Source organism: Cryobacterium sp. TMT1-3 (assembly GCF_004402315.1).
In the GTDB taxonomy this organism is placed as follows: domain Bacteria; phylum Actinomycetota; class Actinomycetes; order Actinomycetales; family Microbacteriaceae; genus Cryobacterium; species Cryobacterium luteum.
This window is the reverse complement of record NZ_SOFW01000014.1, coordinates 77218-104138: the sequence shown is the minus strand read 5'-3', so window position 1 is coordinate 104138 and position 26921 is coordinate 77218. Positions and strand designations below refer to the sequence as shown.

The 26921-nt window shown below is 65.5% G+C and carries 21 protein-coding genes and 3 tRNA genes; 11 read left to right on the top strand and 13 right to left on the bottom strand.

Features of this window, described 5'->3' with window-relative positions:
* Window positions 1-29: 29 nt before the first annotated feature.
* Window positions 30-545 carry an adenylyltransferase/cytidyltransferase family protein gene (locus E3O25_RS05060; protein ID WP_134360607.1) on the bottom strand — a complete coding sequence of 172 codons (516 nt, stop codon included), beginning with the start codon at window positions 543-545 and terminating at the stop codon, window positions 30-32.
* 280 nt (window positions 546-825) lie between these two features.
* Here E3O25_RS05060 and E3O25_RS05055 point away from each other — a divergent pair, with 280 nt between their 5' ends.
* Window positions 826-2631, top strand: a complete 1806-nt coding sequence (locus tag E3O25_RS05055) for a hypothetical protein (protein ID WP_134360606.1) — start codon at window positions 826-828, stop codon at window positions 2629-2631.
* A gap of 97 nt (window positions 2632-2728) precedes the next feature.
* Here E3O25_RS05055 and E3O25_RS05050 read toward each other — a convergent pair whose 3' ends face one another.
* Window positions 2729-3802, bottom strand: a complete 1074-nt coding sequence (locus E3O25_RS05050; protein ID WP_092106915.1) for a glycosyltransferase — start codon at window positions 3800-3802, stop codon at window positions 2729-2731.
* 226 nt (window positions 3803-4028) lie between these two features.
* Here E3O25_RS05050 and E3O25_RS05045 point away from each other — a divergent pair, with 226 nt between their 5' ends.
* From E3O25_RS05045 to E3O25_RS05030, 4 genes are all read left to right on the top strand, one after another.
* Window positions 4029-4757, top strand: coding sequence for a hypothetical protein (locus E3O25_RS05045; protein WP_092106917.1), 729 nt, complete (start codon window positions 4029-4031; stop codon window positions 4755-4757).
* Between the two features lie 135 nt (window positions 4758-4892).
* On the top strand, window positions 4893-8480 hold the full coding sequence (locus E3O25_RS05040) for a PKD domain-containing protein (protein WP_134360605.1): 3588 nt from the start codon (window positions 4893-4895) through the stop codon (window positions 8478-8480).
* A 77-nt stretch (window positions 8481-8557) separates the two neighbouring features.
* Window positions 8558-9526 (top strand): glycosyltransferase family 2 protein, encoded by a 969-nt coding sequence (locus tag E3O25_RS05035; RefSeq protein WP_134360604.1) that lies wholly within the window; start codon window positions 8558-8560, stop codon window positions 9524-9526.
* A complete protein-coding gene (locus E3O25_RS05030) occupies window positions 9519-10598 on the top strand; it encodes a glycosyltransferase (protein ID WP_241988501.1) in 1080 nt (359 codons plus the stop codon). The genes E3O25_RS05035 and E3O25_RS05030 overlap by 8 nt, the downstream gene beginning before the upstream one ends.
* Window positions 10599-10637: 39 nt before the next feature.
* On the opposite strand, the gene E3O25_RS05025 is transcribed toward E3O25_RS05030, so the two are convergent.
* The 5 genes from E3O25_RS05025 to E3O25_RS05005 form a co-directional block, all read right to left on the bottom strand.
* Window positions 10638-11630 (bottom strand): glycosyl transferase, encoded by a 993-nt coding sequence (locus tag E3O25_RS05025; protein WP_134360602.1) that lies wholly within the window; start codon window positions 11628-11630, stop codon window positions 10638-10640.
* Window positions 11630-13096 (bottom strand): polysaccharide biosynthesis tyrosine autokinase, encoded by a 1467-nt coding sequence (locus tag E3O25_RS05020; protein WP_092106927.1) that lies wholly within the window; start codon window positions 13094-13096, stop codon window positions 11630-11632. The genes E3O25_RS05025 and E3O25_RS05020 overlap by 1 nt, the downstream gene beginning before the upstream one ends.
* Window positions 13097-13224: 128 nt before the next feature.
* The gene (locus E3O25_RS05015) at window positions 13225-13998 is read right to left on the bottom strand and encodes a CDP-alcohol phosphatidyltransferase family protein (protein WP_092106929.1); all 774 of its coding nucleotides are present in this window, start codon (window positions 13996-13998) and stop codon (window positions 13225-13227) included.
* Complete coding sequence (locus E3O25_RS05010) at window positions 13995-15248, bottom strand: DUF1972 domain-containing protein (RefSeq protein ID WP_198410953.1); 1254 nt, start codon at window positions 15246-15248, stop codon at window positions 13995-13997. The genes E3O25_RS05015 and E3O25_RS05010 overlap by 4 nt, the downstream gene beginning before the upstream one ends.
* Window position 15249: 1 nt before the next feature.
* Window positions 15250-16797 carry a sugar transferase gene (locus E3O25_RS05005; protein WP_241988500.1) on the bottom strand — a complete coding sequence of 516 codons (1548 nt, stop codon included), beginning with the start codon at window positions 16795-16797 and terminating at the stop codon, window positions 15250-15252.
* A gap of 475 nt (window positions 16798-17272) precedes the next feature.
* On the opposite strand from E3O25_RS05005, the gene E3O25_RS05000 reads away from it, so the two are divergent.
* The 4 genes from E3O25_RS05000 (at window position 17273) to E3O25_RS04985 (ending at window position 21547) form a co-directional block, all read left to right on the top strand.
* On the top strand, window positions 17273-18322 hold the full coding sequence (locus E3O25_RS05000) for a dipeptidase (protein WP_134360601.1): 1050 nt from the start codon (window positions 17273-17275) through the stop codon (window positions 18320-18322).
* A gap of 102 nt (window positions 18323-18424) precedes the next feature.
* The gene (locus E3O25_RS04995; protein WP_134360600.1) at window positions 18425-19360 is read left to right on the top strand and encodes a hypothetical protein; all 936 of its coding nucleotides are present in this window, start codon (window positions 18425-18427) and stop codon (window positions 19358-19360) included.
* Window positions 19357-21030 (top strand): hypothetical protein, encoded by a 1674-nt coding sequence (locus tag E3O25_RS04990; RefSeq protein ID WP_134360599.1) that lies wholly within the window; start codon window positions 19357-19359, stop codon window positions 21028-21030. Before E3O25_RS04995 ends, E3O25_RS04990 begins: the two co-directional genes overlap by 4 nt.
* Before the next feature lie 10 nt (window positions 21031-21040).
* A complete protein-coding gene (locus E3O25_RS04985; protein WP_134360598.1) occupies window positions 21041-21547 on the top strand; it encodes a hypothetical protein in 507 nt (168 codons plus the stop codon).
* A 55-nt stretch (window positions 21548-21602) separates the two neighbouring features.
* On the opposite strand, the gene E3O25_RS04980 is transcribed toward E3O25_RS04985, so the two are convergent.
* The 5 genes from E3O25_RS04980 to E3O25_RS04960 form a co-directional block, all read right to left on the bottom strand.
* A complete protein-coding gene (locus E3O25_RS04980; protein ID WP_134360597.1) occupies window positions 21603-22094 on the bottom strand; it encodes a hypothetical protein in 492 nt (163 codons plus the stop codon).
* A gap of 120 nt (window positions 22095-22214) precedes the next feature.
* Window positions 22215-22511, bottom strand: a complete 297-nt coding sequence (locus E3O25_RS04975; protein ID WP_134360596.1) for a WXG100 family type VII secretion target — start codon at window positions 22509-22511, stop codon at window positions 22215-22217.
* A 290-nt stretch (window positions 22512-22801) separates the two neighbouring features.
* A tRNA-Phe gene (locus E3O25_RS04970) sits at window positions 22802-22877 on the bottom strand.
* 68 nt (window positions 22878-22945) lie between these two features.
* Window positions 22946-23019: transfer RNA gene (locus E3O25_RS04965), tRNA-Asp, on the bottom strand.
* A gap of 87 nt (window positions 23020-23106) precedes the next feature.
* Window positions 23107-23179, bottom strand: a tRNA-Glu gene (locus E3O25_RS04960).
* A gap of 266 nt (window positions 23180-23445) precedes the next feature.
* Here E3O25_RS04960 and E3O25_RS04955 point away from each other — a divergent pair.
* Window positions 23446-24792: a M23 family metallopeptidase gene (locus E3O25_RS04955; RefSeq protein WP_092106943.1), complete on the top strand. Its 1347-nt coding sequence runs from the start codon at window positions 23446-23448 to the stop codon at window positions 24790-24792.
* Entirely contained in the window at window positions 24785-26221 is a 1437-nt protein-coding gene (locus E3O25_RS04950) for an NlpC/P60 family protein (protein ID WP_241988499.1), read from the top strand. Before E3O25_RS04955 ends, E3O25_RS04950 begins: the two co-directional genes overlap by 8 nt.
* Window positions 26222-26416: 195 nt before the next feature.
* On the opposite strand, the gene ppa is transcribed toward E3O25_RS04950, so the two are convergent.
* Window positions 26417-26908 carry an inorganic diphosphatase gene (gene ppa, locus E3O25_RS04945; RefSeq protein WP_092106945.1) on the bottom strand — a complete coding sequence of 164 codons (492 nt, stop codon included), beginning with the start codon at window positions 26906-26908 and terminating at the stop codon, window positions 26417-26419.
* Window positions 26909-26921: the final 13 nt, after the last annotated feature.

Below are 26921 nucleotides of genomic sequence, written 5' to 3'. Positions count from 1 at the left end.
CTAATTGTGCTGAAACGACACAGGGCAGGCTACGACGTGCCCTCGATCGCCTGGGACTGCCAGCGTGAGGCGGCATCCGGTCGCGTCAGCGCGTCAAGCGCGCGGCGCAGCATCGTGCTGGAGGTGTTGACGGTGTACGGAAAATAGACGACGTCCACCCCGACTCCGGCAAACTCACGCTCCAGACGGGTGCCTCGGGGTGTTCCGCGCCAGTCGTCGCCCTTGAAAAACACGTCGAACCGCAGCTGGCGCCAGGTCTCCATCTTGTCTTCGACGACTTCGGCGACGGCCTCATCCACGAAGGAGATGTGCCGCACGATCTCGAGGCGTTCGAACAGCGGGACCACCGGCGTGACACCCTTGGTCAATTCGAGCATCTCATCGGAGACGACGCCGGCGATCAGGTAATCACACTGGCTTTTGGCGTGCTTGAGAATATTCAGGTGCCCCACGTGAAAGAGATCGAACCCGCCGGCGGCGTAGCCGATGCGCAGGGGGCTGGCTCCGTCGGTGCCAAAAGGGGGGACGGGCTGCTCTGTGGCCATCGGGTGCTCAATTTTCTTTTCTCTCAGGCTGCCACGCGAGCACGGCAGAATTCGGGTGGGAGAGGGTGGGGGAGGTAGTGAGGAATCCTAACGTTTATTCGGCACGGTGGCTAGGAGTGCAGCGAACGACGTTCGACCGCCGTCAATCGCATCGCGGCGACTTCGCTGCCGAGGGTTGGGGCAAACGGTAAACTGAGTATAATTCCACAACTGCGTGGGCTGTCCGAGGTCACCGCCCCAGAGATAGGGCCCTTCTATGTTGTGGCGTTTCCGTTCTCCCGTGACAGCCATTGTCGCCGCGGCTGCACTTGCCGGTGCTTTATTCATCGGGACGGGAGCGGCCCAGGCTGACACGTCGCCTCCCAGCTCATCCACTCCCACCACCGTTGCAGCGGATGCCTTGCCCACGGCTCAAATCAACGGCGTCGTGTGGTCGCAGCTGATCGTCGGAGACACCGTCTACGTCGGTGGCGAATTCACCAGGGCTCGGCCAGCGGGGGCGTCTGCGGGAACCAGCGAGGTGTCACGCAACAACCTCATGGCCTACAACCTGTCAACCGGGGTGATGACATCGTTCAACCCCAGCCTGAACGGGGTCGTACGAGCAATAACAGCATCTCCGGACGGATCGCGCATATATGTCGGGGGTGGCTTCAGCAGCGTCGGCGGAGTTACCCGCACCCGACTCGCTGCGTTCAGCACGTCGACCGGGGCTCTGCTAACCGACTGGACGCCGACCGCGAACGGCACGGTCCGCGCCTTGGGGGCGTACGGAAGTACGGTGTACGCCGGCGGAAGCTTCACGTCGACAAGCGGGCAGAGCCGTCAGAAGGCAGCGTCGTTTAGTGCTTCCACCGGCACCGTGGGAGCGTGGAAGGGCACCATTCCTGACGGCGCCGTCAATGCGCTGACGATCTCACCGAACGGCGACCGGGTCGTCATCGGCGGTTCGTTCACCTCCTACAACGGGGCCACCACCCCCGGCTACGGTATGGCCGCCACCAACTCGAGCACCGGCGGCGCAGTGACCTGGAATATCGGCAAACTGATCAAGAACGCCGGCCCCAACGGGGCCATTCTTTCGCTCACCTCCGACGCCGACGGTGTGTACGGCACCGGCTATGACTTTGGCTCGGGCGCCATGTTCGAAGGCACCTTCCGGGCCAGTTGGAGCAGCGGCAACACCGTCTGGATCGAAGACTGTCACGGCGACACCTACTCAGCAGTTCCGGTCGGTGACGTCGTGTATACCACCGCTCATGCTCACTTCTGCGGCAACATCGGCGGATTCCCGGAGACGAACCCGCGCAGCTATCACCGAACGCTGACCTTCAGCAAGGCCGCCACCTGCACCATCACGCGAAACGTCACGGGCGGCAGCTACTTCAACTTTGCAGGCCGGCCCTGCCCCACGCTATTGGCCTTCTATCCCGACATTAACACCGGCACGTACACCGGTCAGGGCCAAGGGCCGTGGAATGTGGCAGCCAACTCGCAGTATGTGCTCTACGGGGGTGAGTTCACGATCGTGAACAACAAACGGCAGCAGGGACTCACCAGGTTCGCCGTGTCGTCTATCGCTCCCGACAAGGAGGGGCCCAAGGCAACGGGCACCGGCTTTCAGCCCACACTCAGCACCCCGAGTGCGAACGCCGTTAAAGTCACCTGGAAGTCGAACTACGACCGCGACAACGAGCAGCTCACCTATCAGGTGCTGCGCAACGGTGTCGTGGTGCGCACGCAAACCGGGCTGTCGACGGACTGGAAGAGGCCCACCATCAGCTGGACCGACACCGGGCGATCCGGCGGCACAACCTACACCTACCAGGTGCGGGCCACTGATCCCTTTGGCAATGCCGTGACCGGGTCATCGGCCAGCATTAGAGCGACCGGTGCGGTGGCCAAGGAGGCTCCCACCGAAAATGTCACCCCGAACGCCCCGGCGGAGGCCCCCGAGACGCCGTTGACGCCGGATATCGCGCCAGCCCCGGAGGCACCACCGGTGCCGGAGGTGAATCCGGACCCGGGCCTCAAGCCGCTGCCGGATGACGCCCCGGCGCCGATCCCCGAGGTGCCGGCCGACTAGGGCGGTCAGCACTCGCGGCGATCGCCCGCGCAGGCTCAAATCTGAGGCAACCATCCGACACCCGGGTAGTTGCCTCAGATTCGCGTTGGTGGCTGGGTCAGCTGCGAGCGATGACCTGCGTGATGAGGTTGCGGCGGCGACCCTGGGAGAACAGCGGGTTGACCTCTGCCGGCTTCGGCAGGGGGGAGCGTGCCTTCAGTGCCACAGCGAGGCCGAGGAGCGCGGCGGTGATGTCGCGGTCGGGGCGGTCGGTGCGGCGCACTCCGAGACCCCCGACGACGGGAAGAACTTCCCCCGCGCCCCCGTCCGCGAAGCCGACCGAACGCACGCCGACCCGCCAGGCCTCGATCGGCACCAGCCCGAACGGTTCCGGTGTCGACGGAAAACAAGCCACGGCATCGATCTCCTCGGCAATGGCCGCCACCGAAGCGGCTTCCCCGCGGTATTCGATGCGGGGATCGCTGTGCACCAGCGCCTGCACGGCCCGCAAAGCTTCGTCCTGGCCGGGGTAGGGTGCGCCGAACAGCAGGAGCCGCCACCCCGCACCGGACAGGGCCGGCGATTGCAAGGCCGTGGCGACTTCCAGGTGCCCCTTGTTTCCATTGACCCGCCCGACGACGGCCAACGTCAGCGGGTCATGCACAAAACGATCAGGCACCGCCTCGACGGCAGCGAACACCGGAGACGTGACCGTCAGTCGATCCCGACCAACGCCATGGTCGCGCAACCAGGCGGCGGTGGCTTCACTGCACGCACACACCGGGAAGTCGCCGGATGCCAGCAAGGTTCGAACCAGCAGCCCGCCGACGCGACCGAGCAGTAGTTCGTGTACGGAGACGTAGAACCGGCGGCGTCGCAACCGCAGCAGGGGAATGTACGCGCTCAGGGCCAGGGTCCACAACACGACGACGTCAGCACGGGCCACGTCGTGGCGCAGGGTGAGCGGGTGCAGCAGATCGGTCAATTTGCTCCGGCGCAATACCACCAATGTCGGGTCGACGACCACCGACACTGCTCTCCCGAATTGGGCCAGGTCGGTGGCTAACGGGCCGGTGTGCGGAACCACGACCAGTACTTCGTGCCCCAGGCCGACCAGGCATTCCACTTCCTGACAGAGCACCTTGGAGGCACCGTAGGCATCGTTGCTGCCGTGCAGGATGGCAATCTTCATCTGTCTCGCCTCGTTGATCGCATCGTGATTGAATGCCGCTCGGTGTCGGTGTCGGTTTTGCACACTGTACAGCGTGAGCGGATGCCCCGTACGGGGTTCGCCTGCCCCCTAGGAATGAGGGTGAACCCCGTGTATTAATGGCTGCACGGTATTTATAGCGCACCAATTTTTTCCGAAGCACGATTCTTTCCCGATCCCGACCAGCCAAGCAACCTGGAGTTTTACCATGTCAGTGCGCCACCCCGCCCCGGACGCCACCGGCCCAACCGCGGGTCAGGGAGTTCCCAGTCGGCGGCGCTTCTGGGGGATCCTCGCATCCGCTGCCCTCGCCGTGGTCGTGGTCGTTCTCGTCGTCGCGGGGGTCGCGGCCTCCAACGGCACATCCCCGGACGCGGCAGGAACCAGCGAGACTTCCACGTCGAGCCCACGGTCAACCGGAGCAACGCCCGCCACGCCAGGCGCGGAACCCTCGGCTCCTCCGACGGCCACCACGCCCGCGCCGGTCGCTCCGCCGGCGCCGCCCGAATCCGCCGCGGGCGAGCTGGCCCCGCCTGCCGCACAGGCTCCAGTGCCGCTCACCGAACCCGCCGCGGCTGTGCCGGGCGTGGTCTTCGGTGTCGGTGCGGTGGAAGCGGTCAACGGGGTGGCCCGCGGACCGGGAGAGGTGGGCGGGCCCTCGCTGCGTTTCACCGTGACGGTGCGCAACGACACGGCCGATACCGTCAACCTCACCGCAACCGTCGTCAACCTGTTCTTCGGTGCCGACCAGAGCCCGGCGACTGAATTGACCGCTTCGGGCGGCGCGCCCTTCCCGGAGGCCGTCGCGCCGGGCGCAACCCAGCAAGGGATGTTCGTTTTCGCTGTTCCCACTGACCAGCGCGACCGGGTGCGCATCGCCGTGGATTACTCGGTCGGTGTGCCAATCGTGCTGTTCGAGGGTGCTGCACCGCGGTGACGCGGGCCAGCCGAAAACCGCCACGACGGTGTACCCCGGACAGGGGGCATCCATCAGTGAAAGATTCTCACTATACTCCGAAGAATGCGGTGGCTACCCGACGCCCTTCCGCCTCGTCCCGAGTAAGGAATCTCCGTGCGACTTCTCCCCGTGTTCCGCCTGCACATCACCCCGCCCACGGCGTCATTTCGAGAGCCGACCCGATCGCGGGCTGCTCGGTCGCTGCGTGCAGGCTGGCTCAGCCTGCTGACCATCCTGGCCGTCATCGCCGGGGTTCTGACGGTACCGTTCGCCGCGCAGGCTGACACGGCCCCAGTGGATGCCGGCACTCCCGTGACCTTCGCGGCCGACGCGCTCCCCACGGCCCAGATCAACGGCGTCGTCTGGTCTCAGGTCATCGTGGGTAACACCGTGTACGCCGGCGGCGAGTTCACCAGGGCGCGGCCGGCCGGCTCGGCCGCCGGAGTCAACGAGGTCGTGCGCAACAACCTGCTCGCCTACAACCTCAGCACCGGTGTGCTGGTCGCGAGCTTCAATCCTGACCTCAACGGCGCCGTTCGGTCGCTCGTGGCTTCCCCCGACGGCTCCCGGCTCTATGCCGGCGGGGCTTTCACCACCGTCGGCGGGGTGGCCCGGTACCGCCTCGCCGCCTTCGACACTGCTAGCGGGTCGCTCATTTCGTCCTGGGCGCCGACCGTCAACGCCTCGGTGAAATCGCTGGCCACTTTCGCTGACACCGTCTATGTGGGGGGCGTGTTCACCTCGGCGAGTGGGGCCTCCCGCAATCAAATGGCCGCGTTCGCCGCCTCCAACGGGGCCATTCGCGATTGGACCGGCACCCCGGCCGGCGGATCGGTCAACGCCTTGGCGGTTTCGCCCGACGGTGCGAAGGTCCTCATCGGTGGCTCCTTCACCTCCTACAATGGCGGTAACGCTCCCGGCTACGGAATGGCCGCGACAGATTCGATCACCGGTGCGTCGCTGCCCTGGGCCGTGAACACCGTGGTTCGCAACGGTGGCGTCAACGGGGGCATCACCAGCCTCAGCTCCTCGGCCGAGGGCGCCTTCGGCACCGGTTACGACTATGGCAGCGGGGCGAACTTCGAGGGCACCTTTCGGGCAAACTGGAGCGACGGTTCGATCATCTGGCTGGAAGACTGCCACGGAGATACCTATTCCGCCGTTCCGGTCGCGGGTGCCGTTTACACGACGGGTCACCCGCACTACTGCGGCAATCTCGGCAACCTCGGCGGCCCGGTCGAGACCAGCCCGCGTTCCTACCACCGCACCCTGACTTTTTCGATGGCGGCCACGAGCACGCTCACCCCCAACGCGGTTGGCAGCTACGTCAGCTTCACCGGCCAGCCGAGCCCGAGCCTGTTGACCTTCTACCCCGAGATCAATTCCGGAAAGTTCACCGGCCAGGGCCAGGGGCCGTGGAACGTCACCGCCAACAGTCAATACCTGCTCTATGGTGGCGAGTTCACCAACGTCAACAACAAGGGACAACAGGGCCTCGTGCGCTTCGCGAACAAGGCTATTGCCCCGAACAAGGAAGGTCCGCGCGTGGCGAACGCGGCCTTCGCCGCATCCGCTTTCGTACCCACCGCCGACTCGCTGTCGGCCGGCACCGCCCGCATCGGCTGGAAAGCCGCTTTCGACCGGGACAACGAACAGCTCACCTACGAGGTACTGCGTGATGGTGTCGCCGTGGGCACGGTGAAGGGCCTCTCGACCGATTGGTCTCGACCGGCCATGGGATTCACCGACAGTGGGCTGACGCCGGGCCAGACCTACGACTACCGCGTGCGGGTGCAGGATTCCTTCGGCAATGTGAAAACCGGCAATCCCGCGAGCGTGACCGTTTCTGGCTCCGGCGAGTACAACGCCTATGCCCAGACCGTGCAGAGCGACTCGCCCTCGTCGTACTGGCCGCTCGGCGAACCAACCGGCACGACCGCCTATGACTGGGCTGCCGGCTCCAACGCGACAACAGGAACCGGAGTCACTCGAAACGTCGAGGGCGCGCTCGCCGCCGACTCGGGAACGGCCTCGCGATTCAGTGGCACTTCCGCCGGAACCGCCGCCTCATCAGCGTTCGAAACCCCGCGGGGCGCCTTTGCCGTGGAAGCCTGGGTGAAGACCACCACGACCCGTGGCGGAAAGATCATCGGACTCGGGAGTGCGGCGAGCGGAGCATCCACCGCCTACGACCGCCAGGTCTACATGGACAACGCCGGCCGCCTCTGGTTCGGGGTGAAGCCCGGAGTGCTCCGCACCGTCAACACGACCGCGTCCTACAACGACGGCCAGTGGCATCACGTTGTGGCATCGGTCGGGGCCGCCGGCATGTCCCTGTACGTCGATGGCGCTCTCGTGGCACAACGTGCCGACACGACTTCGGCAGCCCCGATCCAGGGCTACTGGCGCATCGGGGGCGACAATCTCAGCGGGTGGACCAGCCGGCCGGCCAGTGACTACATCGCCGCCGACATCGACGAGGTCGCCGTCTACAACACAGCCCTCAGCGCCGGCGCCATCGCCAGGCACAATTCGGTCGGCCGATCCGGCCCCCCCGCCAACGTGGCACCGACGGCTTCGTTCAGCAGCGCCATCGCCAATCGTGACCTGAGCGTCGACGCCACCGGATCCACCGATTCCGACGGCACCATCACGAGTTACGCCTGGAATTTCGGCGATGACAGCACCGCGACCGGCGTCACCGCAACACACTCCTACGCGACCGCCGGCAGTTACCCGGTCACCCTCACGGTCACCGACAACTCGGGAGCCAGCACGGTCACGACCCGTACGGTGCAGGCTTCAGACCCGGCAGCCAACGTAGCGCCGACCGCCGCGTTCAGCTACCAGGCATCACCGTTGACAGTGACGACGGATGCCTCCGCCTCCGTTGACAGCGACGGGACCGTCACCGGGTACAGCTGGGACTTCGGCGATGGGAGCACCGGTACCGGCGCAAGCGCGACTCACTCCTACGCGGCCGCTGGCAGCTACGACGTGACTCTCACGGTCACCGACAACTCGACCGCGACCGGGCAGATCGTGCAGACGGTCGTGGTGCCGAACGTGGATCCGAACACCCCACTCGCTACTGACGCGTTCACCCGCACCGTGGCGACCGGGCTGGGCGCCGCCGATACCGGGGGAACCTGGACCACCACCGGTACCGCAGCGAACTACTCGGTGAGCGGCGGTGTCGGCCGACTCAAGGCCTCGGCCGGCGCCACCGTCAACGCCTATCTCTCCGGCGTCTCCCTGCTCGACACCGACCTGCTCGTCACCACGACCCTTCAGCAGGATGCGACCGGATCCGGTGCATACACCTCGCTGATCGGTCGCCGGGTCGGCACCGACGACTACCGGGTACGCATAAAGAATCTATCGACCGGGGTGCTGCAGCTGCAGCTCATGCGCGGCGCCACGAGCCTGAAAGCGCAGAACGTCGCCGGCCTGACCTACACAACCGGCAGCGCGATGCAACTCCGCCTGCAGGTAACCGGGTCGGCACCGACCACCATTCGCGCCAAGATCTGGGCCCTCGGGTCTGTGGAACCGGCGGCGTGGCAGACCACGGCGACGGACTCCACCGCCGCCCTGCAGACGGCCGGTGCCGTCGGCCTGGCCTTCTATCTGGGGTCGACGGCCACGGTGACGCCCGTCACCGCCACCTTTGACGACCTCATCGTGAAGCGAGCCGGTTGATCCTGGCCGCCTCCACGAGCCCATCCCTTCGTTCCCGCAGCAGCTGCAATTTTCGCACCACAAGAGAGGGGCTGGTCATGTTCAACCGAGCCACGAGTGACCCGCGCGTCGTGATTGCCGTGCTGACCTTTCGCCGACCGGCCGACCTCGAGGAGCTCCTGCCGGAGCTGCTCGACCAGGCAGACATGGTGCACGCGCCGGTTGAGATTGTCGTCGTCGACAACGATCCCGAGGCCGGCGCGCGTGCTCTGGTGACCGAAACCAGCTGGTTGGAGGCGCGGCCATCGGCATCGCAGCGACACGCACCCGTTCGCTACGTGCACGAACCGACCCCGGGAATCGCTTCGGCGCGAAATCGCGCGCTGCAGGAAGGACAGGGCGCCGACCTGCTCATCTTCATCGACGATGACGAACGGCCCAGCAGCCACTGGCTGGTGCAACTGCTCGACACCTATTCGACCTACCGACCCGCAGCCGTCGTCGGTCCGGTGCTCTCGCAGTACGACATTGAACCCGATCAGTGGATTCGGGCCGGCGGCTTCTTCGAGCGTCGCCGGTTCACCACCGGCACACCCGTGTCTCTCGCGGCCACGAACAATCTGCTGCTCGATCTCGCTCAGGTTCGCCGTCTGGGGCTCAGCTTTGATGAACGCTTCGGGCTCTCCGGCGGCTCGGACTCGCTGTTCACGCGGCAGCTGCACCAGCGCGGCGGGCAGATGATCTGGTGCGATGAAGCCATCGTCATCGACATCGTGCCGGCGGACCGCCTCACCAGGGAATGGGTGTTGCAACGTGCATTTCGCATGGGCAACACCTGGAGTCGGATCAACCTCGACGAGACCGAAAACGGACAACGCGTTCTGGTGCGGATGAAGCTGCAGGCGCGTGGGGCCGCCCGGGTCTGCGGCGGAATTATGCGCTACCTCGCCGGATCGCTCGTGGGGCAAGTGCCGTTGCGTGCCCGCGGACTGCGCACCGCCGCCCGCGGAGCGGGGATGCTGGCCGGTTCGGTTGGGTCGGTGTACCACGAGTACAAGCGTGGCTAGCCGCCGAATTGCCACCGACCGGGCACGGCTCTACCGCACCCTGCGCAGCGCCCACCTCGAACGAGCGCACGAGCTGCCACCGGCAGCCATTTTGTTCCGCGTCAAAAGGTATGACTTTCACGAAGAACTCACCAAGGGGCTCGTGGTGGTGCAGGCTCACCCCCTGCACGCTGCCTGGTTGCTGGCCCGTTCCCCGGTCACGACCCTCGAGATCGGCGAACCGCTCATGCTGTCCAGTGTGTGGGCCAGTGCGCTGGCGATCGGTGCCCTGCGCCTGCGAACGCTGCTCGGTGGTCGCCGATCGACCATCGTGAGCTACGCACTGGAGAACGCCGACCCGTTTGACCGCCCGCTCAGCGCTCGCCCACGACTACGCCGCGGTCTCAACGGTCTCGCGGCTCGGTTTGTCTGGCAGCAGACCGACCGTATCGCCTTCGGAACGGATGCCGCCCGGGTCACCTACCGCAAAGCGCTGCCCGAACCCGCTCGGAATCTGGTCTCAGCCGTCATCCCGGCCCTGCCAGCCCCGTGCACGTGCACCGGCTCGGACGCTTTCGATGCTCACCGGGTGGTTTTTCTCGGAGCGTTCGTGCCGCGCAAGGGGCTGCCGAACATTCTGGCGGCGTGGCCGCTCGTGACCGCGGTGCTGCCCCAGGCCCGCCTCACACTCATCGGCAAGGGGGCGCTGGAGAACCAGGTGCGGCAGGCCGCCGCCCTCGACCCGACCATTGAACTGGTCCTTGACCCGCCACGCAGCGAAATTCACCGGCAGTTGCGCCGGGCCCGGGTACTGGCCCTGCCCAGCCAGCCGGCCCCCACCTGGCGCGAACAGGTCGGCTTGCCGATCGTTGAGGGCCTCGCGCACGGCTGCACCATCGTGACCACGACCGAAACCGGGCTCGCAACCTGGCTCGATGAACACGGTCACAACGTGGTCGCGCCCGGCTGTACCGAACAGCAGCTAGCGGATGCCGTGGCGCACGCCCTGCTGGCGCCACGCCCGCCCGCCAGCGATCTCCCGCCCGTCGACGGGCGGCTCGCCGCCGACGCCTGGCTGTTCGCGGGCGCCTGAGCTCGATGCAGCTCAACGGCCGCCGGGCTGGCTCTGCGGTCAGCGCGCTCGCACGGCCTGCACGGCCCGGCCATACGCTTCAACATGGTCGGAGGCGCTGACACTCCAGCGGCGGTGCGTGAGATCGGGGGCGCTGCGCGGCCGCCGAACCCGATCGAGTGCGTCAGCCAAAACCTTGGCCGACAGCGGCCCGTCGTAGGTGAGTACCCAGTCGGGACCGACCTCGCCGGCCAACGCTGCGGTCACCGCGTTCGTCGGTACCAGCACCGGACGGTCGAGCGAGAGGGCCAGCAGGGCGGCACCCGAATTGTGCATCTCGGCGTAGGGCAGCACGACCAGTTCGGCGGCGCCGATGGCGTCGGCGAGCTCGGCATCGCTCGCGTGGCGCAGCAGTAATTCGATGCGGCGGTCACCGGCCGCCGCTCGCAGCAGTCGTTGGGCCCGTTCGTTTGATTGGGGAGCACCCACGATCCGCAGCGACGATTCGACTTCGCCGGGGAACTGGCGGAAGGTCTCGACGAGGCCGTCGACCCCCTTATAGGCACGGATAAGGCCGAAGTACAGCAGGCGGCCTGAAATCGGCGCCGCGGACGTTCGGTTCGAGTACCAGTCCCGGTAATCGCCGTGCGGGATGGTGCGCTCCAGCGCGCCCTCCGGCACCGGGGTGAACGGGTTGAGCCGAATCCACAACGTCGTGCGGTGGTCGAATGCGTGCAGCAACCGTCGGTCACGCCGCGGCGCGGCTTCGTGGCTGCGCACGTTGTGCAGGGTGCGCACCACCGCGGTACGGCGCAGCCGCAGCCGCGCCAGGAGCAGGCGGAACAGCATCCGTTTGGCGAGTGCCCGCCCCGGTGTGCGCCCCTGCAACAGGATCTCGGGCCAGTGCACGTGAAAGACGTCGTACCGGCCGGTGAGCGCCCGGCGCCAGGTGAAGCCGAACACCTCGACGCTCGGGGCGAGGGCCCGGCTCAACTGCAGCAGGTAGGGATTCGTCGTGGCACGACCCTCCGGAAACGACTGGAGGACCCGCACTACGACGACCGCGTAGGTTCCGACGTGCGGGAACTGCGTCGACCGGTCTCATCGAAGGTGGTGCGCGGCACCCGGGTTGCCGTGACGCGGTTGGTGGTTCCCGGTGGGCGCGGCGCGGTGCCGGTCACCGGAGCGAGAGGACCGTAGTACACCTCGGCTCGCCGTTCGCGCACCTGGTTAAGCACGATGCCCAGGATGCGGGCGTTGACCGCTTCGAGCGACTCCAGGGTGGTGGCGAGCTGCTGGCGGGTGGTCGACTTGTAACGGGCGACGACGATGGCACCGTCGGTGAGGTGCGACAGGCCGAGGGCGTCGGTGGCCGGCAGCAGCGGCGGGGAATCGACCACGATGAAGTCGTAATCTTGCAGCAGGCGGTGCATAAGAGTCTTCATCGCGTCCGAACCGAGCAGTTGTCCGGGGTTGGGCGGCACGGCACCGGACGGCAGCACGTCGAGCCCGTCTGACCAGCGCACGATGGCATCGTCGGGACCGACGTCGCCGAGCAGCACCGTGGTGAGGCCCACGTCACCTTCGAGGTCGCACAGTTCGGCGATCGATGGGCGTCGCAGGTCGGCGTCGATCAGGAGTACTCGGGAGGACCGTTCCGCCATGGCTAGGGCCAGGTTGATCGCGGTCGTCGATTTGCCGTCGCGCGTGACCGCCGACGTGACCACGGCGCTGCGCGGTGGGCTGTCAACGTCGATGAATTCCAGGTTGGCCCGCACTCGGCGGTACGACTCGGCCATAGCGCTGTGCGGCATGACCCGCATGACCAGGCCGGCCGGATCGGTGCGTTTCTTGCGACCGACCTTGCCGAGCAGGGGATCAGAGGACACACGATCGAGATCCTTCTCGGAACTCACCCGGGTGTCGAACATCTCGCGGGCCAGGGCGTACAGCACACCGAGCACGAGCCCCACCAGCAACCCGGTGAGCACGATGAGCTGCGTGTTCGGTGCAAAGGGGCTGCCGGGAAGTTGGGCTGGCGATACGGTCTTGACGGTGATCGATGGCAGGTTGTCCGGCCCCTTGGGCGCCAGGTTTTCCACCGCTGTCGCGAGCGAATCGGAGACGGCGTCGGCGAGTTCCACGGCCTGCACCGCCGATCGGCTGGTGACGGTGATCTCGATGAACACCGTATTGAGAGGAGTGACTGCGGACACTCGGGAAGCGAGGGCCGGAGTGGAGATGTCCAGTCCGAGCCGGCTAATCACCGGGCCCAGCACCGTCGGCGTCGTGGCGAGTTGGGCATAGGACTCAACCAGGTTCTGCGTGAACGTCGATGTTTGCAGCAGCTCACTGGTGGTTTCCCCGCGGTCGCTCGTGACGAAAACGCTGTTGGTGGCCTGGTATTGGGCCGGGAGGGTGGCCGCGTAGCCCCAGGCCACAGCGCCGCCGAGGAGGCCCACGATGATGATGAGCAGCCACCGTCTCGTGATGGTCCTCAAATAGTCGATTGGTTCCACAGCATTCTCCGTCCGGTTGCGCCCACACTACAATCAAGCTGATCAAAACTCACCTCCGAACTCCTGAGGTAGCATCCCCAGTAGGGGGCACACGGCAGGACCCGGCTTGAGCCGAGCGGATGCGCGAATCAGGATCGGGCGACTCTGACACGACCCAGCGAGCTCATGTCCCGAAACCATTTGGCGAGGGCGAGTGCGAGATAGACCGTGTTGGCGACGAAGAGCAGGCTGTACAGGCCGAGAAAGGCCAGCGGGGCGCCGAGCAGCACGAAGGCCAGGCAGAGCACCCCATAATCGGTGGGCAGGCCGAGCAGGGACCGCACTACGGTGCGCGGAGCGGTGGAGAGCGGGGCGGCCTCAGCATGTTTGGCCTTGAGCAGATCGTTGAGAATCATCGCGAAGAACGACACAGCGGCTACGGCCGTGAACCCGATCGGCACGAGCAACCAGGCCGAATTCGTGAGCGGAAAGTGCGTGAACATGGTGATGAGCACCGCCAGGTGCAGGGTCGAGATCTTGATGGAGTCCACGACGTGGTCGAGCCATTCGCCCGACGGCGAGCCGCCACCGCGCAAACGAGCGACCTGGCCGTCGGCCGAGTCGAAGGCGTACCCGGTGGCCAGGAGCAGCCAGACGACGATTCCAAGCCACCAGCTTGGCTCACCGATCGCGAGCAGGCCGATGGCGCAGAACGTGAAGCCGGCGCTGATCGCGGTGACGTTGTTGGGGGTGAGGCCCAGCCGATAGGCGCCGGCCGCGAGATAACGGCCAACCCGGCGGTTGACGTAGACGGAGTACGGCGGCGCCCCACGCGCCGCCGTCTTCTGCGCCAACGACAAACGGCGCACGGTGTCAGAGTATGTTTCGGTCGACCGGATTGCCTGGGCTGAGGTGCTGGTCATAGTGTGATCCCCCTGGACGGTGAAGTGGATGGTTGCCGGTTGATGCTGTCGGGAAGGCTCCAGGTCGACTCTCCCGCTCGCCCGCTGCTTTGGCGATGGGTGCTGTAACCGACGGCCACGCGCCGGGCAAGATGTTCGTAACTGGCCGTGACGTCGTCCCAGTTGTAGAGCTCAGCGGCACGTCGTTGCAGGGCCGCGGCAACCTCGGCGACGCGGTCGGGGCTGAGCTCGGCGTCTTCGAGCAGGGCTCCCAGGGACTCGGCCCGCGAGAAGTAGGCACCGTCGGTACCGAGGACCTCACGATTGAAGACGACGTCCCAGGCGATGACCTTGGTACCGGCGCCCATGGCCCGCAAGAGTGATGGATTCGTTCCGCCGACCGAATGACCGTGCAGGTAGGTGCTGGCGTGCGTGTAGAGCTGATCGAGCTGGTCCTGGTCCCAGACGCTGCCGACCATGCGAATGCGGGAATCAGATGCCGCCAGGTCGCTGATGCGGGTGATGTGTTCGGCCGCGTACGGCGCAGAGCCGACGACGACAAGCGGCAAACGGGCCCCGCTCGCGCGGTATCCCTCCACGATGACATCGACGTGGTTTTCCGGTTCGAATCGGGCGACGACCAGATGGTAGCCGCCGGGTCGGAGTCCGAGTTCGGAGAGCCGATCGGTCGGAGTGTCGTGCAGAATTCGGGTGCCGTAGGAGATCAGCTCGGTCGGAATGGCAAATTCGTCCCGGTAATAGTCGACGATGCCCTGCGCGTCGGCGATGAGGGCATCCGCTTCACGCACGGACACTTCTTCGGCCCAGCGGTAGTAGCGGCGACCGGCGCCGCCCCATTTGTCGCGCTTCCATTCGAGTCCGTCGACGTGCACGACGCTGGGAATTCCGCGCAGCCGCAGCCACGGCACAAAAGGGGCATTGGCGGCGTTGAACACGAAAGCGACATCGGCCGGTCGGTGCAGGGTTGCGTGCAGCACCGAGAGCCCGGTGTGGCTCAGGGTCTCCAGTATCTTGTGGCGCAGTGCCGGCAGCTCGACGAGCTTCATGCCGAGATATTCCTTCGGCACCGGCTGAATCGTGCGGCGACAGTAGACGGTCACGTCGTGGCCCCGGTCGACGAGGCGGCGCCCGATCTCCTCGACGGCGGTTTCGAAGCCGCCGTAGGCTGCGGGCACTCCGCGGGTACCGATCATTGCGATGCTCAGACGCCGGCGGCTGGTGGGCGCACTGTGTTCGGTCCCCGCGGTCATGTCAATATGCCCCAACTGGTTGAATGACGGTCTTGAAGGTGCGCCAAATGATCATCAGGTCGCCGGCGAGCGACCAGTTCTCGACGTAATACAGGTCGAGGCGTACGCTGTCTTCCCAGCTGAGATTCGACCGTCCGTTGACCTGCCACATTCCGGTCAGCCCGGGCTTGATGTACAGGCGGCGGTGCACGTGCGTTTCGTAAACCTGGACCTCTTCTGGCAGGGGCGGGCGCGGTCCCACCAGGCTCATTTCGCCGACAAAAATGTTCCACAGCTGGGGCAGCTCGTCGAGCGAGTACTTGCGCAGCACGCGGCCGATCTTGGTGATCCGAGGGTCGTTGCGAATCTTGAACAGCACCCCGGAGGCTTCGTTCTGGTCGAGCAGCCCGGCCAGGTCGTCTTCCGCGGTCTGCACCATGGAGCGGAATTTGATTATGCGAAAGGTTTGTCCGTTGCGGCCGCAGCGTTCTTGTCGAAAGAGTACGGGGCCGGGGCTGTCCAGCTTGATGAGAACGGCGATCACCGCGAGCACGGGCAGCAGGAGCAGCAGGGCGCAGGCCGTAGTGACGATGTCGAGGGTGCGCTTGAGAGCATGGCGCCCTCCTTCGAACCGGGGAATTTCAACGTGGATCAGCGGCAGGCCGTCAACCGGGCGAAAGTGGATGCGGGGACCGGCGACATCCGTCAGCCGGCTGGAGAGAACCAGTTCTGCTGACGTTCCTTCGAGGTCCCAGCCGAGGTTGCGGATGTAGGAGCTGCCGCCGCTGGGCTGTCCGGCCACGATGACCGTGTCAACACCCATAGCCGCCGCCGCAGCGGCGACGTGTTCGAAATCGGACACGATCGGCACCCTTCGATCGCCCGCCGAGATCTCGTCACCGATGCCGTCTTCCAAGGCTGCGCCGACGATGTAATAGGCAGCGCCGGACTTGTTGTCGATTTGGCTGACGACATATTCCACATCGTCGCGGTTTCCGACGACGATTACCCGAGAGAGGTAGTGGCCGAATCGGCGCTGGTGCAGCAGCCACTTGCGCCACAGCCACCGTTCCAGAACCAGCGCGACGATGCCGAGGGGGAGCGCCAGAACGAAGTACAACCGGGCGATGTCGATGTTGAAGATCAGAAAAATGATGGCGAGTATGCCGAAGGTCACAGCGCTCGCGTTGATGACCTGCTTGTATTCACTCGCTCCGACGCCAATGACGCGGGAATCCCTGGTGTGAAAAAGTTCGAGGGTTATGAGCCAGGTCGCCACGATGAGCAAGGAAACGAGCCAGTAGTTGGCGCTGAACGATCCCGGCACGGCTGGAATGCCGGCAACGCCGAACCGAAAGACCAGCGCCACGCCGACAGCGAGAACGATGACGGCGACATCGGTCAGTCGCAGCTTTGTGCGGTACCGTCGGGCCCAGATCAGGCCGGAGGAGGGGGTGTCGACGGCCATGTCGGGACGCGCCGACACGGCCTCGTCGACGAGCCGCAGTTTCGGGGTACGCCCAAGCGGCGTGGACCGGGCAAAGGATGCGGGCGAATCTGATTCACTCATGCGTCGTTCCTCCTGCGGTCGAGCGGGAAAGCGGTGCCAGGTGCGGCCGGTGCAGTGAGGTGGAACGCGAGCTTGCCGGGGCGGTCGGGCAAATTGGATTCAATGTCACTTCTTCATTCCCTGCAGTCGGGTTTACAGGAACAGGCGGTCATAGTGACAAAGTGACGATGCTGGCACTTGTCGTTTGATGGAGCGTGGCGGGGGAACATGATTCTTTCTCAGCAACTTACTGGCAGAGACTACCCCGATTCAAGTCGGCGGCGCTGTAACCTCAATAGGGGTCAAAATCCCTTGTATTGGGGAGGTTGTAACGGCGTGCGCTGCGCCGGCGCGGCCGGGCCGCAGATCAACCCCGGTTTTACGGGCAGGAATTTGGCAATCGGTGCCGCAGGGCTGGGCGGATGGGGTAACCAAAACGCCCGATGGTGGGGGTCCTAGGCTGGTCTGAGCGCATCGATTGCCGGGAAGAGTTCACATGACCGTAAGAATTCCGAAATTCGCCGTTATTGACGGCCATAACGACCTCGCCTGGGCGTGCCGCGAGCATCGCAACTACTCGGTTGCCGGGCTGGACGACGAACACGAGTCGAGGCGCGGCCAGCTGCAAACCGATGTCCCGAAATTGCGTCGCGGAGGCGTGCAGGGCCAGTTCTGGTCGGTGTGGGTGCACACTGACCTCGAGGGCACCGACTCGGTGCAGGCCACGCTCGAGCAGATCGACTTCGTTCACCGGTTGATAGCGGCCTACCCCGACGATTTCGAGCGTGCCATGACCGCCGACGACGTGGAACGCGCCCAGCAAGGCGCAAAGATTGCGTCGCTCCTGGGAGTCGAGGGCGGCAACCAGATGAACAACTCGCTCGCGGTGCTCCGCGAGTATGCGCGGCTCGGTGTGCGCTACATGACCCTGACCTGGAACTCGACGACGGAATGGGCTGACGCGGCCGTCGACGACGCGACCCACAACGGCCTCAACGAGCGGGGCCGCGCCGTCATCGCAGAGATGAACCGCATCGGCATGATGGTCGACCTCTCGCATGTCTCCGCTGCCACGATGCAGGACGCCCTCGACGCCACAACGCTTCCGCTGCTGTTCAGTCATTCCTCGTGCTTCGCCCTCAATCCGCACCCGCGCAACGTGCCGGATGCGATTCTTCGGCAGCTCGCCGCCAACGACGGTGTGCAGATGATCGCCTTCGTTCCGGCGTTCATCTCGGCCGACTATCGGCGCTGGGAAGAAAACGGTTCGGTCGGTGACAAGCCGGTCGTGACTGTTGCGCAGGTTGCCGACCATGTGGAACACGCCCGAAACGTGGCCGGCATCGATCACATCGGTCTCGGCGGTGACTTCGACGGCTGCCCCGACATGCCGATCGGCCTCGCCGACGCGTCGGACTACCCGAACCTGTTCGCTGAGCTTCAGGGCCGAGGCTGGAGCGACACCGACCTCGCCAAGCTTGGCTCCCGGAACCTGCTCCGGGTACTCCGCGCCAACGACCCGGCTTACCGCGCCTTCGTCGCTTAAGCCGCGAGGGGAATCCCGGCGGGCGTTGTTATCGGGTGAACACGCTCCTCGATGCGATAAAAACTCTCGGGGACGCATTCTCGGTAGGCTGGGCGTGAGCACATGGGGGAGCGCGTGGTGACGAGTGAGTCGTTGGGGGCGGGCACGTCGGTGCCGCGTATTCTGTTGACCGCTGACGAGTTGCACCTCGTGCAGGATCATGTGCCGTCCCTGCGGTTGCCGCTGCGGTTTCGTCAGGACTGGACCGGTGATTTGGGCCTGGCTGAGGCTGCGGATCGGGCGCAGGCGGCGCTTTCCGGACTGGTCGCTAAGGGCCTTGTTGCAGCGGATGTCCCGCGCGCACCGATCCCGGCGAATCTGAGCGACTGGCTTCTTGAGTCGTTCATGGTTTTTTTGTCGCTGCACATGGTTCCGGCTTGGGTGGTCGAGGTGTCAGCGTGGACCCGAGAGTCGACGCTGCTGCTCGTCGCTTCGGCGCGCGGCGGGTTCGGGTCTACGCTCGCGCGGGCGCAGAGGGTTGAGATCAATGACGGGCGCGGATCGACCGGTGACCTGGCTGGCGTCGAGTTCGCGGTCGTGCCGTTTTCGCGCCTGGCCGACAAACTGTCCCTGGCCATCCCGTCCGGTGGAGAAGCCGGCGGCAACGGGCCGCTCGTGACGATGTCGCTCACGGACAGCCGAGGCGGCATCGAGGTTCTCCGCGCCCACGACCCGCTGCTGCTGGAGGAACTGTCTCGCCGAATCGGCGGCCCCGATGCTGTGCGGGCGCTTTCGGGCCTCGTCGGTGATCTTGACGCGGGGTTCGAGCTGCGGCTCGCGGCAGGACGGCCTTCCCGTTCGGATGCTGAATTATGTGCGTGGCGCCGCCGGTTGGCGCAGTGTGGACGTGCGGCTCCCGGCCGGAGACGATGGATTGCCGACGGCAGAGCAGGTGGTCGATTCTGCAACCATCACGATTGCCGCTGTGACGCACGCCGCTATTCGGGCGGAAGTCGCCTCCCTCTGTGCCGAAATCACCCTCGAGGAGATGGCTCATGAGTGACTTCACGGTCAGCGGCGGCACCAATACCTCCCCCCTTGTTGCGACCTTCGAGGATATGCGCACATTCTCAACCGAACTCGGTCTGGTGCAGGAGTACCTCGCGACGGAGAGCCTCCACACCGCGGCCTGTGCGGTCGGCGGTGACCTGCTTGAATCGGCGATCCTCTCACCCGCCACTTTTGCCGATGCCGAGACGAAGATTCTGCAGGCCGCAGCCGGGTATCTCGTGCAGAGTGCCCGGGTTGCGGTGCTGCACCTGTTCATCGACGGCGCCGTCGTCACCTATGAGACGGTGGATTCCGCGCTGGCCACGGCCGCAGATGGTCTGTACTTCGTGGGCGGGTTCGCGGTTGGCGTTGTCGTTGTTGCCGGGGCGACCGTCGTGGCCGGTGGGGCAACGCTCTACGCGGCCGGCGTCGAAGTGAGCTATCAGCTCGCCGAGGTGGCTGATTCGGCGGGGACCGCCGTGAATGCGATCGGCGATCAGGTGCAGCAGAACCCGTGGCTGCTGGCCACCGTGCTGGTGACGGGCGGTGCGGGCGCGCTCCTCGCACCCGGAGCGAGCGCATTTGCCTCAGCCTATTCACCAGCGGATGCTGCCACCGCTGCCAACCAGCAGCTCGCGGACGAGTTCGCGGCCCTGCTCGCCAGCGCCCCCGATTTGCCATCGATCCAGGCTTGGGCGGCCGAGCACACCGATTTCGTGCAGACGATCATTAAATTCGCTCCCGGGCTGCTCGCCGGAGCGACCTTCGCCGTCGGCCCGCTGGGCATCGTCGGAACGACCTCCCTGACCGGCGCACCCTGGCCACCGCTGGACTATGACCAGCTTTTGGAAGGCATCATTGTCGGCGGCGGCCGCTTCGGCGCCCTCGACGACGCTACCGGCCAGCCGACCGTGGCTTTCGTTACTTTCACCGATTCCAAGGGGGACCCGATACCACAGCTTGTACCGACCGACCTCGATACCTTGTTCCGCGGAGCCAACGAGATCGACACGAACGGGGACGCCCCCGCTGGCTCTCCCGAAGGTACTCCGGATGACTTCTCCGACATTCGCCTGGTGGAGCGAGTCGGAGTCGACGGAGTGAAGCACTGGATTGTCCAGATCCCCAGCACCCAGAACTGGGCTCTGGCACCCGGCACCGCCACGAACGACCTGCCGAGCGACCTGGCGTCGATGGCGCAACATCAGACCGTGCTCATGGCGGCCGTCAAGGAAGCCATGGAGCAGGCGGGTGTGAAACCCCACGATCCGGTCATGCTCGCCGGTTTCAGCCTCGGCGGAATCACCGCGGGCCTGATGAGCTCCGACCCCTGGATGAACCAGCACTACAACATCACCAATGTCGTCACCGCCGGTGCGTCGATCGGCAACTTCGACATTCCCTCCGACGTCAACGTGCTCTCCTTCGAACACACGGGGGACCTGGTCCCGGCAGGGGACGGGTCAGACAACCCCGCAACGACCAACCAGGCCACCGTGCACGCGGATCCCCCGGGGATGGGCGACAACACGGAACCCCACAACGCGGTGAAGTACGCGGTGACGGCGGGAGAGTTCCAGGGTTCGGGCGATCCGAATGCCGACGCGTTCACCGCTTCCGCGCGGGGCTTTTTCACTGGTGGCGAAGCAACCGTTCATGACTATGCAGCAACTCGATAAGGATCCAACTATGAGTATCCGAAAGCGTTGGACCTGCGCCACGATGGCGGTCCTGGTTATGGTGGGCGTGCTGAGCGGCTGTTCGATCCTGAAACCCGGCATGTCCACCGTCGCGCCGACCCCGACCGACGCGGCCGCCGGGATCAGCAGCGATGCCGCCGTCGTGCTCTTGAACGCTGTTCCCGGGCTGAGTGACGCCACTGTTCGAAGCTCAATCTCCGGCTTGTCAACAGCAACGATCATCGAGGTTTACGTCGATGACGAGGCCGCGATGACTGCCGAAGGGGTCCTTGACTATGTGCTGCGCGTTGGCTGGGCGACGTCCTTCGGCCGCCAGCCTGCAGAACTGACGTTGACCGTGCGCAGCAACGGCCAAACCCTCGACCTGCAAACGCAGGCGAATCTGCTCGCCGGGTTCGCGTACCCGCCCACTGCCGGGGTATACAGCGTCTATTTCAATGGTCCGGAATACTTGGGTGCCTGGCCGGGTGCGGTTCCCACCCTGTCGGCAGGTTAAGTCCGGGCAGGGCGCCGGCATCTGACGGGGCGGGAGTTGAAACCCGGCGACTGGTTTAGCGGCAAGCGCCCAGGGAACGCTGCACGTCGAGCCACTCCCGGGCACCGTCAACTGGCTGGTTTGGAACAGCCCGCACGATGTCCTCGGCGCGGGAAACGGTCTCGGGTGCGACGTCAACGCCGAACACCTGGAAAACGGAGACCTTGACGTTGTTGACTTGATCGGGGACGGAGGCGAGCACGGTCATGAAGCCGGTGACCGCGTTTTCCGCGACATCGTGAACGACCTTGACGGCGTTGCCGACGATCGAGCGTGCTTCATTCAGGCGCTCACCCGCCCACACCTGGGCTTGCTGGATGAGCGCCTTGACCTCGTCGACGGATCTAGCGTGGTTCGTCAGGGCATCCGCTGCCGTGTCGAGTGCGGCAGCAGATCGACCGAGCGCATCGGCCGCGACGCCGATTTCAGTGCGGAACGCGGTCGCAGCGACCGAGTTCCAGTTCATCGACTCGGCACGCGCCTTGATAGCCAGTGCGCGGGCCCGCATTTCATCACCTTGGGTGCGCAGGCGCGTCGAGTCAAGCCTGACGACAGACATGTCTCCATACATAGTTACCTCCAAACAGTGGCAGCCGCCGCTAAACGTCGAGTGCCAGGCAGCGAGGGGTTAGCGGGAGAGTCGAGCGGCGAGCTGTGCGTCGACCTCGGACAGTGTGGTCGCCGTGGTGCGCAGATAATTGGACAGCCCGTCGAGGCCGTTGATGGTGGCGCGGGCGCCGCTGGTGAACTGCTCGTAGGAAGAGTTGAAGGCGCCTGAGGACTTGTCGGTGACGAAACCAGAGCTCACGAGAGAAGCGATCAGGCTCTGCAACTCAGCAAGCTTGGAGTTGATGTCGTCGCGACCGACAACAAGGCGGTCGGCAGACGAATTAAGTTCCTGGTACGAGACGTTGATGTTGGCCATGTGACACTCCCCCATAAGAGCTGCATTGCGCAGGCAACCCAACGCTACCAGCCGGAAGTCCTGCTCGGCCAATGAATACCAGGTGTATGACCCACCGTTTCGAACAGCCGGAATAGCGCCCGCGACACGACACATGTGCCGCACCGTCAGGCGTCAAGCAGCGCACGTTGATTTCACGTGTGTCCAGAGTGTGGCCACCGCGAGAGAGCAGGCCGGCGCGGAGCCCGAAAATGGGCATAAAAAAGGCCACTCCCCGAGTTCCTCACGAGTGAGTTTCTAGGGAGTGGCGGTGGTGGCCCCGACCGGCGTCGATCCGGTGACCTTTCGATTTTCAGTCGAACGCTCTACCAACTGAGCTACAGGGCCCCAAAGCTGCGTCAAAAACGCCTCTTCTAAGGAAAAAGCCCTTCCTTTCGAAAGGGCTATTACCTTTGCGACCCTGACCGGACTTGAACCGGCGACCTCCGCCGTGACAGGGCGGCGCGCTAACCAACTGCGCTACAGGGCCTCGATGTAAAGATATGAATCTGTGTGCGAGGCACTTGATAAGACTATTCTATTTCTTTGCTACTTTTTCATGCACGTGCAGTTTGCGTAGCCCCAACGGGATTCGAACCCGTGTTAACGCCGTGAAAGGGCGCCGTCCTAGGCCGCTAAACGATGGGGCCGTGAGCCACAAAGTTCATGGCTGCCGAAGAGTAAGCATACGGTCTTGTGCGGCTGTGGCCAAATCGGCGCGCGCGGCATCCGCTCAAACGGTGAACATTTTGCCGACCCAGTTCGCACCGCGCCCGCAAATGGGCGGGCCAGCGGCTATTTCGCGGGTTAGATTCGCCGGTAAGACTGGGCGAATCGTGCCCGCCTTGTTACTCTGAAGAGTCTGCCTCGGCGCACGTGGCGACTGCTATAAGCCTGTTGGGAAACAATGATTCGTATGAGAACTGTGACCGGCCGCGGAACTGACGAGGCCGCCCGCCGTTTGCGTGTGACCAATCGGTGGCCCCGGCACACCCTGGCGCTGACCAGCATCCTGGCGGCGCTAACCTTGCTGGTCACCCTCGTGAGCCCCGCAGCCCCGGCCAGCGCCGTCGACTACCCGTCCTGGCAGGACCTGCAAAACGCCAAGGCGAACACCGCCTCAGCCGCCGCGCAGGTGACCGCAATCGAGAGCCTCATCGCCGGCCTGCAGGTGCAGGTGCAGCAGACCCAGGCCGCCGCGGAGAAAAGCGCGAGCGAACTCGAGGTCGCGCAGCAAGAGTTCGATGACGCCACCCGCCGCGCCGAAGACATCCAGACCCAGGCCGATACCAGCAAGGCCACAGCGGATGCCGCCACCAAGCAGGCCGGGCAGCTCGCCGCCCAGCTCTACCGCACCGGCGGCACCGACCTGAGCGTGAACCTGTTCCTCGAGGGGGAGGGTGACGGCGCCGACGCCGACCTGCTGCTCGCGAAACTGGGCAACATGAGCAAGCTGGTCGAGCGCAGCTCCGACGTCTACGAATCGGCGCAGTCCGCCACCAACAACGCCCAGTCGCTCGGGGACCAGGCCAAGATCGCTCAGACCGAGCGCGAAACCCTGCGGGTCGCCGCCGAGGCTGCGCTCGCCGCCGCCCAGGCCGCCGCCGAGGCAGCGGCGAACGCCCTCGCCGAGTCCGAAGCCAAGGGCATCGAGCTGGAGCAGCAGCTGCAGTTCATGCGCGACGCCCAAGCGACGACGTCGGCCGGGTATGAAGCCGGCGTTGCGGAACGTGCCCGGCTCGAAGCGATCCGCGTCGCCGCTGAGGCTGCGGCGGCTCGGGCAGCTGCCGCGGCGGCCGCTGCGAGCGGCGGCGGTGGCTCCGGCGGGTCGGTGAGCATGTCCGGTTGGGGCGTTCCGGCCAGCGGACGCATCACCGGCGGCTACGGCCCTCGCTCGACAATTTGCGGTAGCGGCGGCCAGTGCAGCGGAAGCTTCCACTACGCCACCGACCTCGGCACCGGTTGTGGCGCACCCATCTATGCCGCCCACGCCGGCGTCGTGACTTGGGCGGGAGTGCTCGGTACCTACGGCAACTTTGTGAAGATCAGCCACGGCGACAACGTGTCAACGGGGTACGCGCACATCCGAAACGGCGGCTACAACGTGCGCGTCGGCCAATCGGTCTCCGCCGGCCAGCTGATCGCCAGTTCCGGCGATACTGGGGCCGCCAACGGCTGCCACCTGCACTTCGAAGTCTGGATTGGCGGAAACCGCATCAATCCCGTTCCATTCATGGCCGATCGGGGAGCATCACTTGGCTAAGCGCACCACAACCGTACCGAGCACCACTAACGTACCGAGCACCACCAAAACCGCGCGCGCACGAGTGCGCACGACGTCAAAACGGTTGCTTTCCGCCGTGGCAATCGGGGCGGTGTCGGCGGTGACAGCATCCGTTGCCGCCGCCGGCGGGGCTGCCTTCGCCGCGCCCGACTACCCGAGCTGGAACGACGTCGAGAAGGCCAAGCAAAACGAGTCGACCAAGCAGGCCGAAATTGCGACCCTCGGCGCGCTGCTCGACGGGCTGGCAGCCCAAGCAGCGAAGGCCGTTACGACCGCCCAGATTGCGGCCGAGGCCTACCGCGTGACACAGGACGCCCTGGATGCCGCCACCGCGCGAGAAACCAGCCTCAAGGACCAGGCTGAAACGGCTGAGGCCACCGCCGCGACGTCGAAAATGCGCGCGGGCCTGATCGCCGCTCACCTCGCCAAGTCCGGTGCCAGCGGCCTGTCACTCAATTTGTTCTTGAACGGCAACAGCGCTGATGACCTGCTCAGCCAGCTCGGCACGGCCAGCAAGCTCAGCGAGCAGTCGGAGCAGATCTACACCGAGGCCGTGGAGGACAAGAACGCGGCCGAGTCCCTGGGCGCGCAGGCCGTATCGGCCACCGAGGAACGCGAACGCCTCTCCGAAGAGTCCAAGACCACCTTCGACGCCGCGACGGCGAGCTCGACGGCAGCCGAGGCCGCGTACGAGACCCAGCAACGCAAGTCGAGCGAGCTGTTCGAGCAGCTCGCCCTGCTCAAAGACACCACGGCCGAGGCCGAACGCAGCTTTCACGCGGGCGAAGACGCTGCTGCTGCCGCTTCCGCGTTCGCGCAGGCGCAGGCATCCGCTGCAGCGGTAGCGGCTGCTGCGGCAGCGCAGGCCGTGCGGGATGCCGCCGCCGGGTCCGGGTCCGGTTCCGGTTCGGGGTCGGGTTCGGGATCGGGTTCCGGGTCGGTCACCCCCGCCGCGCCCGTCACGCCCGCTGCGCCCGTCACGCCCGCTGCGCAGCCAGCGCCCTCCGCTCCGGTTGCCGCTCCCAACGCGAGCATCGTCGACACGGCACTCGCGTTCGCCCGCAACCAGCTCGGCGACCGCTACGTCTTCGGCGGCTCCGGCCCCGACGCGTGGGACTGCTCCGGTCTGACCAAAGCCGCGTACGCGGCGGCCGGCGTCTACATCGGTACCCACTCGGCCACAAACCAGTACAACACCATGGCCAAGCAGGGCAAGCTCGTCTCCTTCGCCCAGGTGCAGGTCGGCGACCTGGTGTTCTGGGGCAGCCCGGGTAACTATTACCACGTGGCGATCTACGTGGGCAACGGCCAGGTCCTCGAAGCCCCGAACCCGTCTTCCCGCGTGCGAGTGCACAGCATCTGGTCGTCCTGGGCCGTCGCGCCCTACGTCGGCCGTCCGGCCGCCTGACGCCCGCCGCTCATACCCTGACGTCGCTACTTGGTGGCTAATTCAGGAGATCGTTCCAGGATTAGGTGCGGCCCCGCAGACCAGTGCGATCAACATCGAACATCCCGGCAGATTTCCTGAATTAGCCCCCGCAAGGGGCCCGCAGGCAGAACGAAGGCCCTCTGGTCGACCAGGGGGCCTTCGTCGATGTGAGGGTTAGTGACCCTCTTCGGCGAGCTTGGCAATGCCGTCGACGACGATCTGGTTGGCTTCAGCGGCGTCGCCCCAGCCCTCCGTCTTGACCCACTTGTTCGGTTCGAGGTCCTTGTAGTGCTCGAAGAAGTGCTCGATTTCCTTGCGGGTGTACTCCGGAATGTCGAGGACATCCTGGATGTGGTCCCAGCGCGGGTCGCCGGCCGGAACAGCGATGACCTTGGCGTCGGAGCCGCCGTCATCGGTCATGTTGAACACTCCGACGGGACGCACGGAGACTCCGACGCCCGGAAAGAGCGGATAGTCGAGCAGTACGAGAACGTCGACGGGGTCGCCGTCGAGGCCGAGCGTGTTCTCGAAGTAGCCGTAGTCGGTGGGGTACATGAAGCTCGTGTAGAGCACTCGGTCGAGATACACCCGACCGGTTTCGTGGTCTACCTCATACTTGTTGCGGCTCCCGCGAGGGATTTCGATGACTGCGTCGTATTCGGCCATGGCTGTGTTTCTC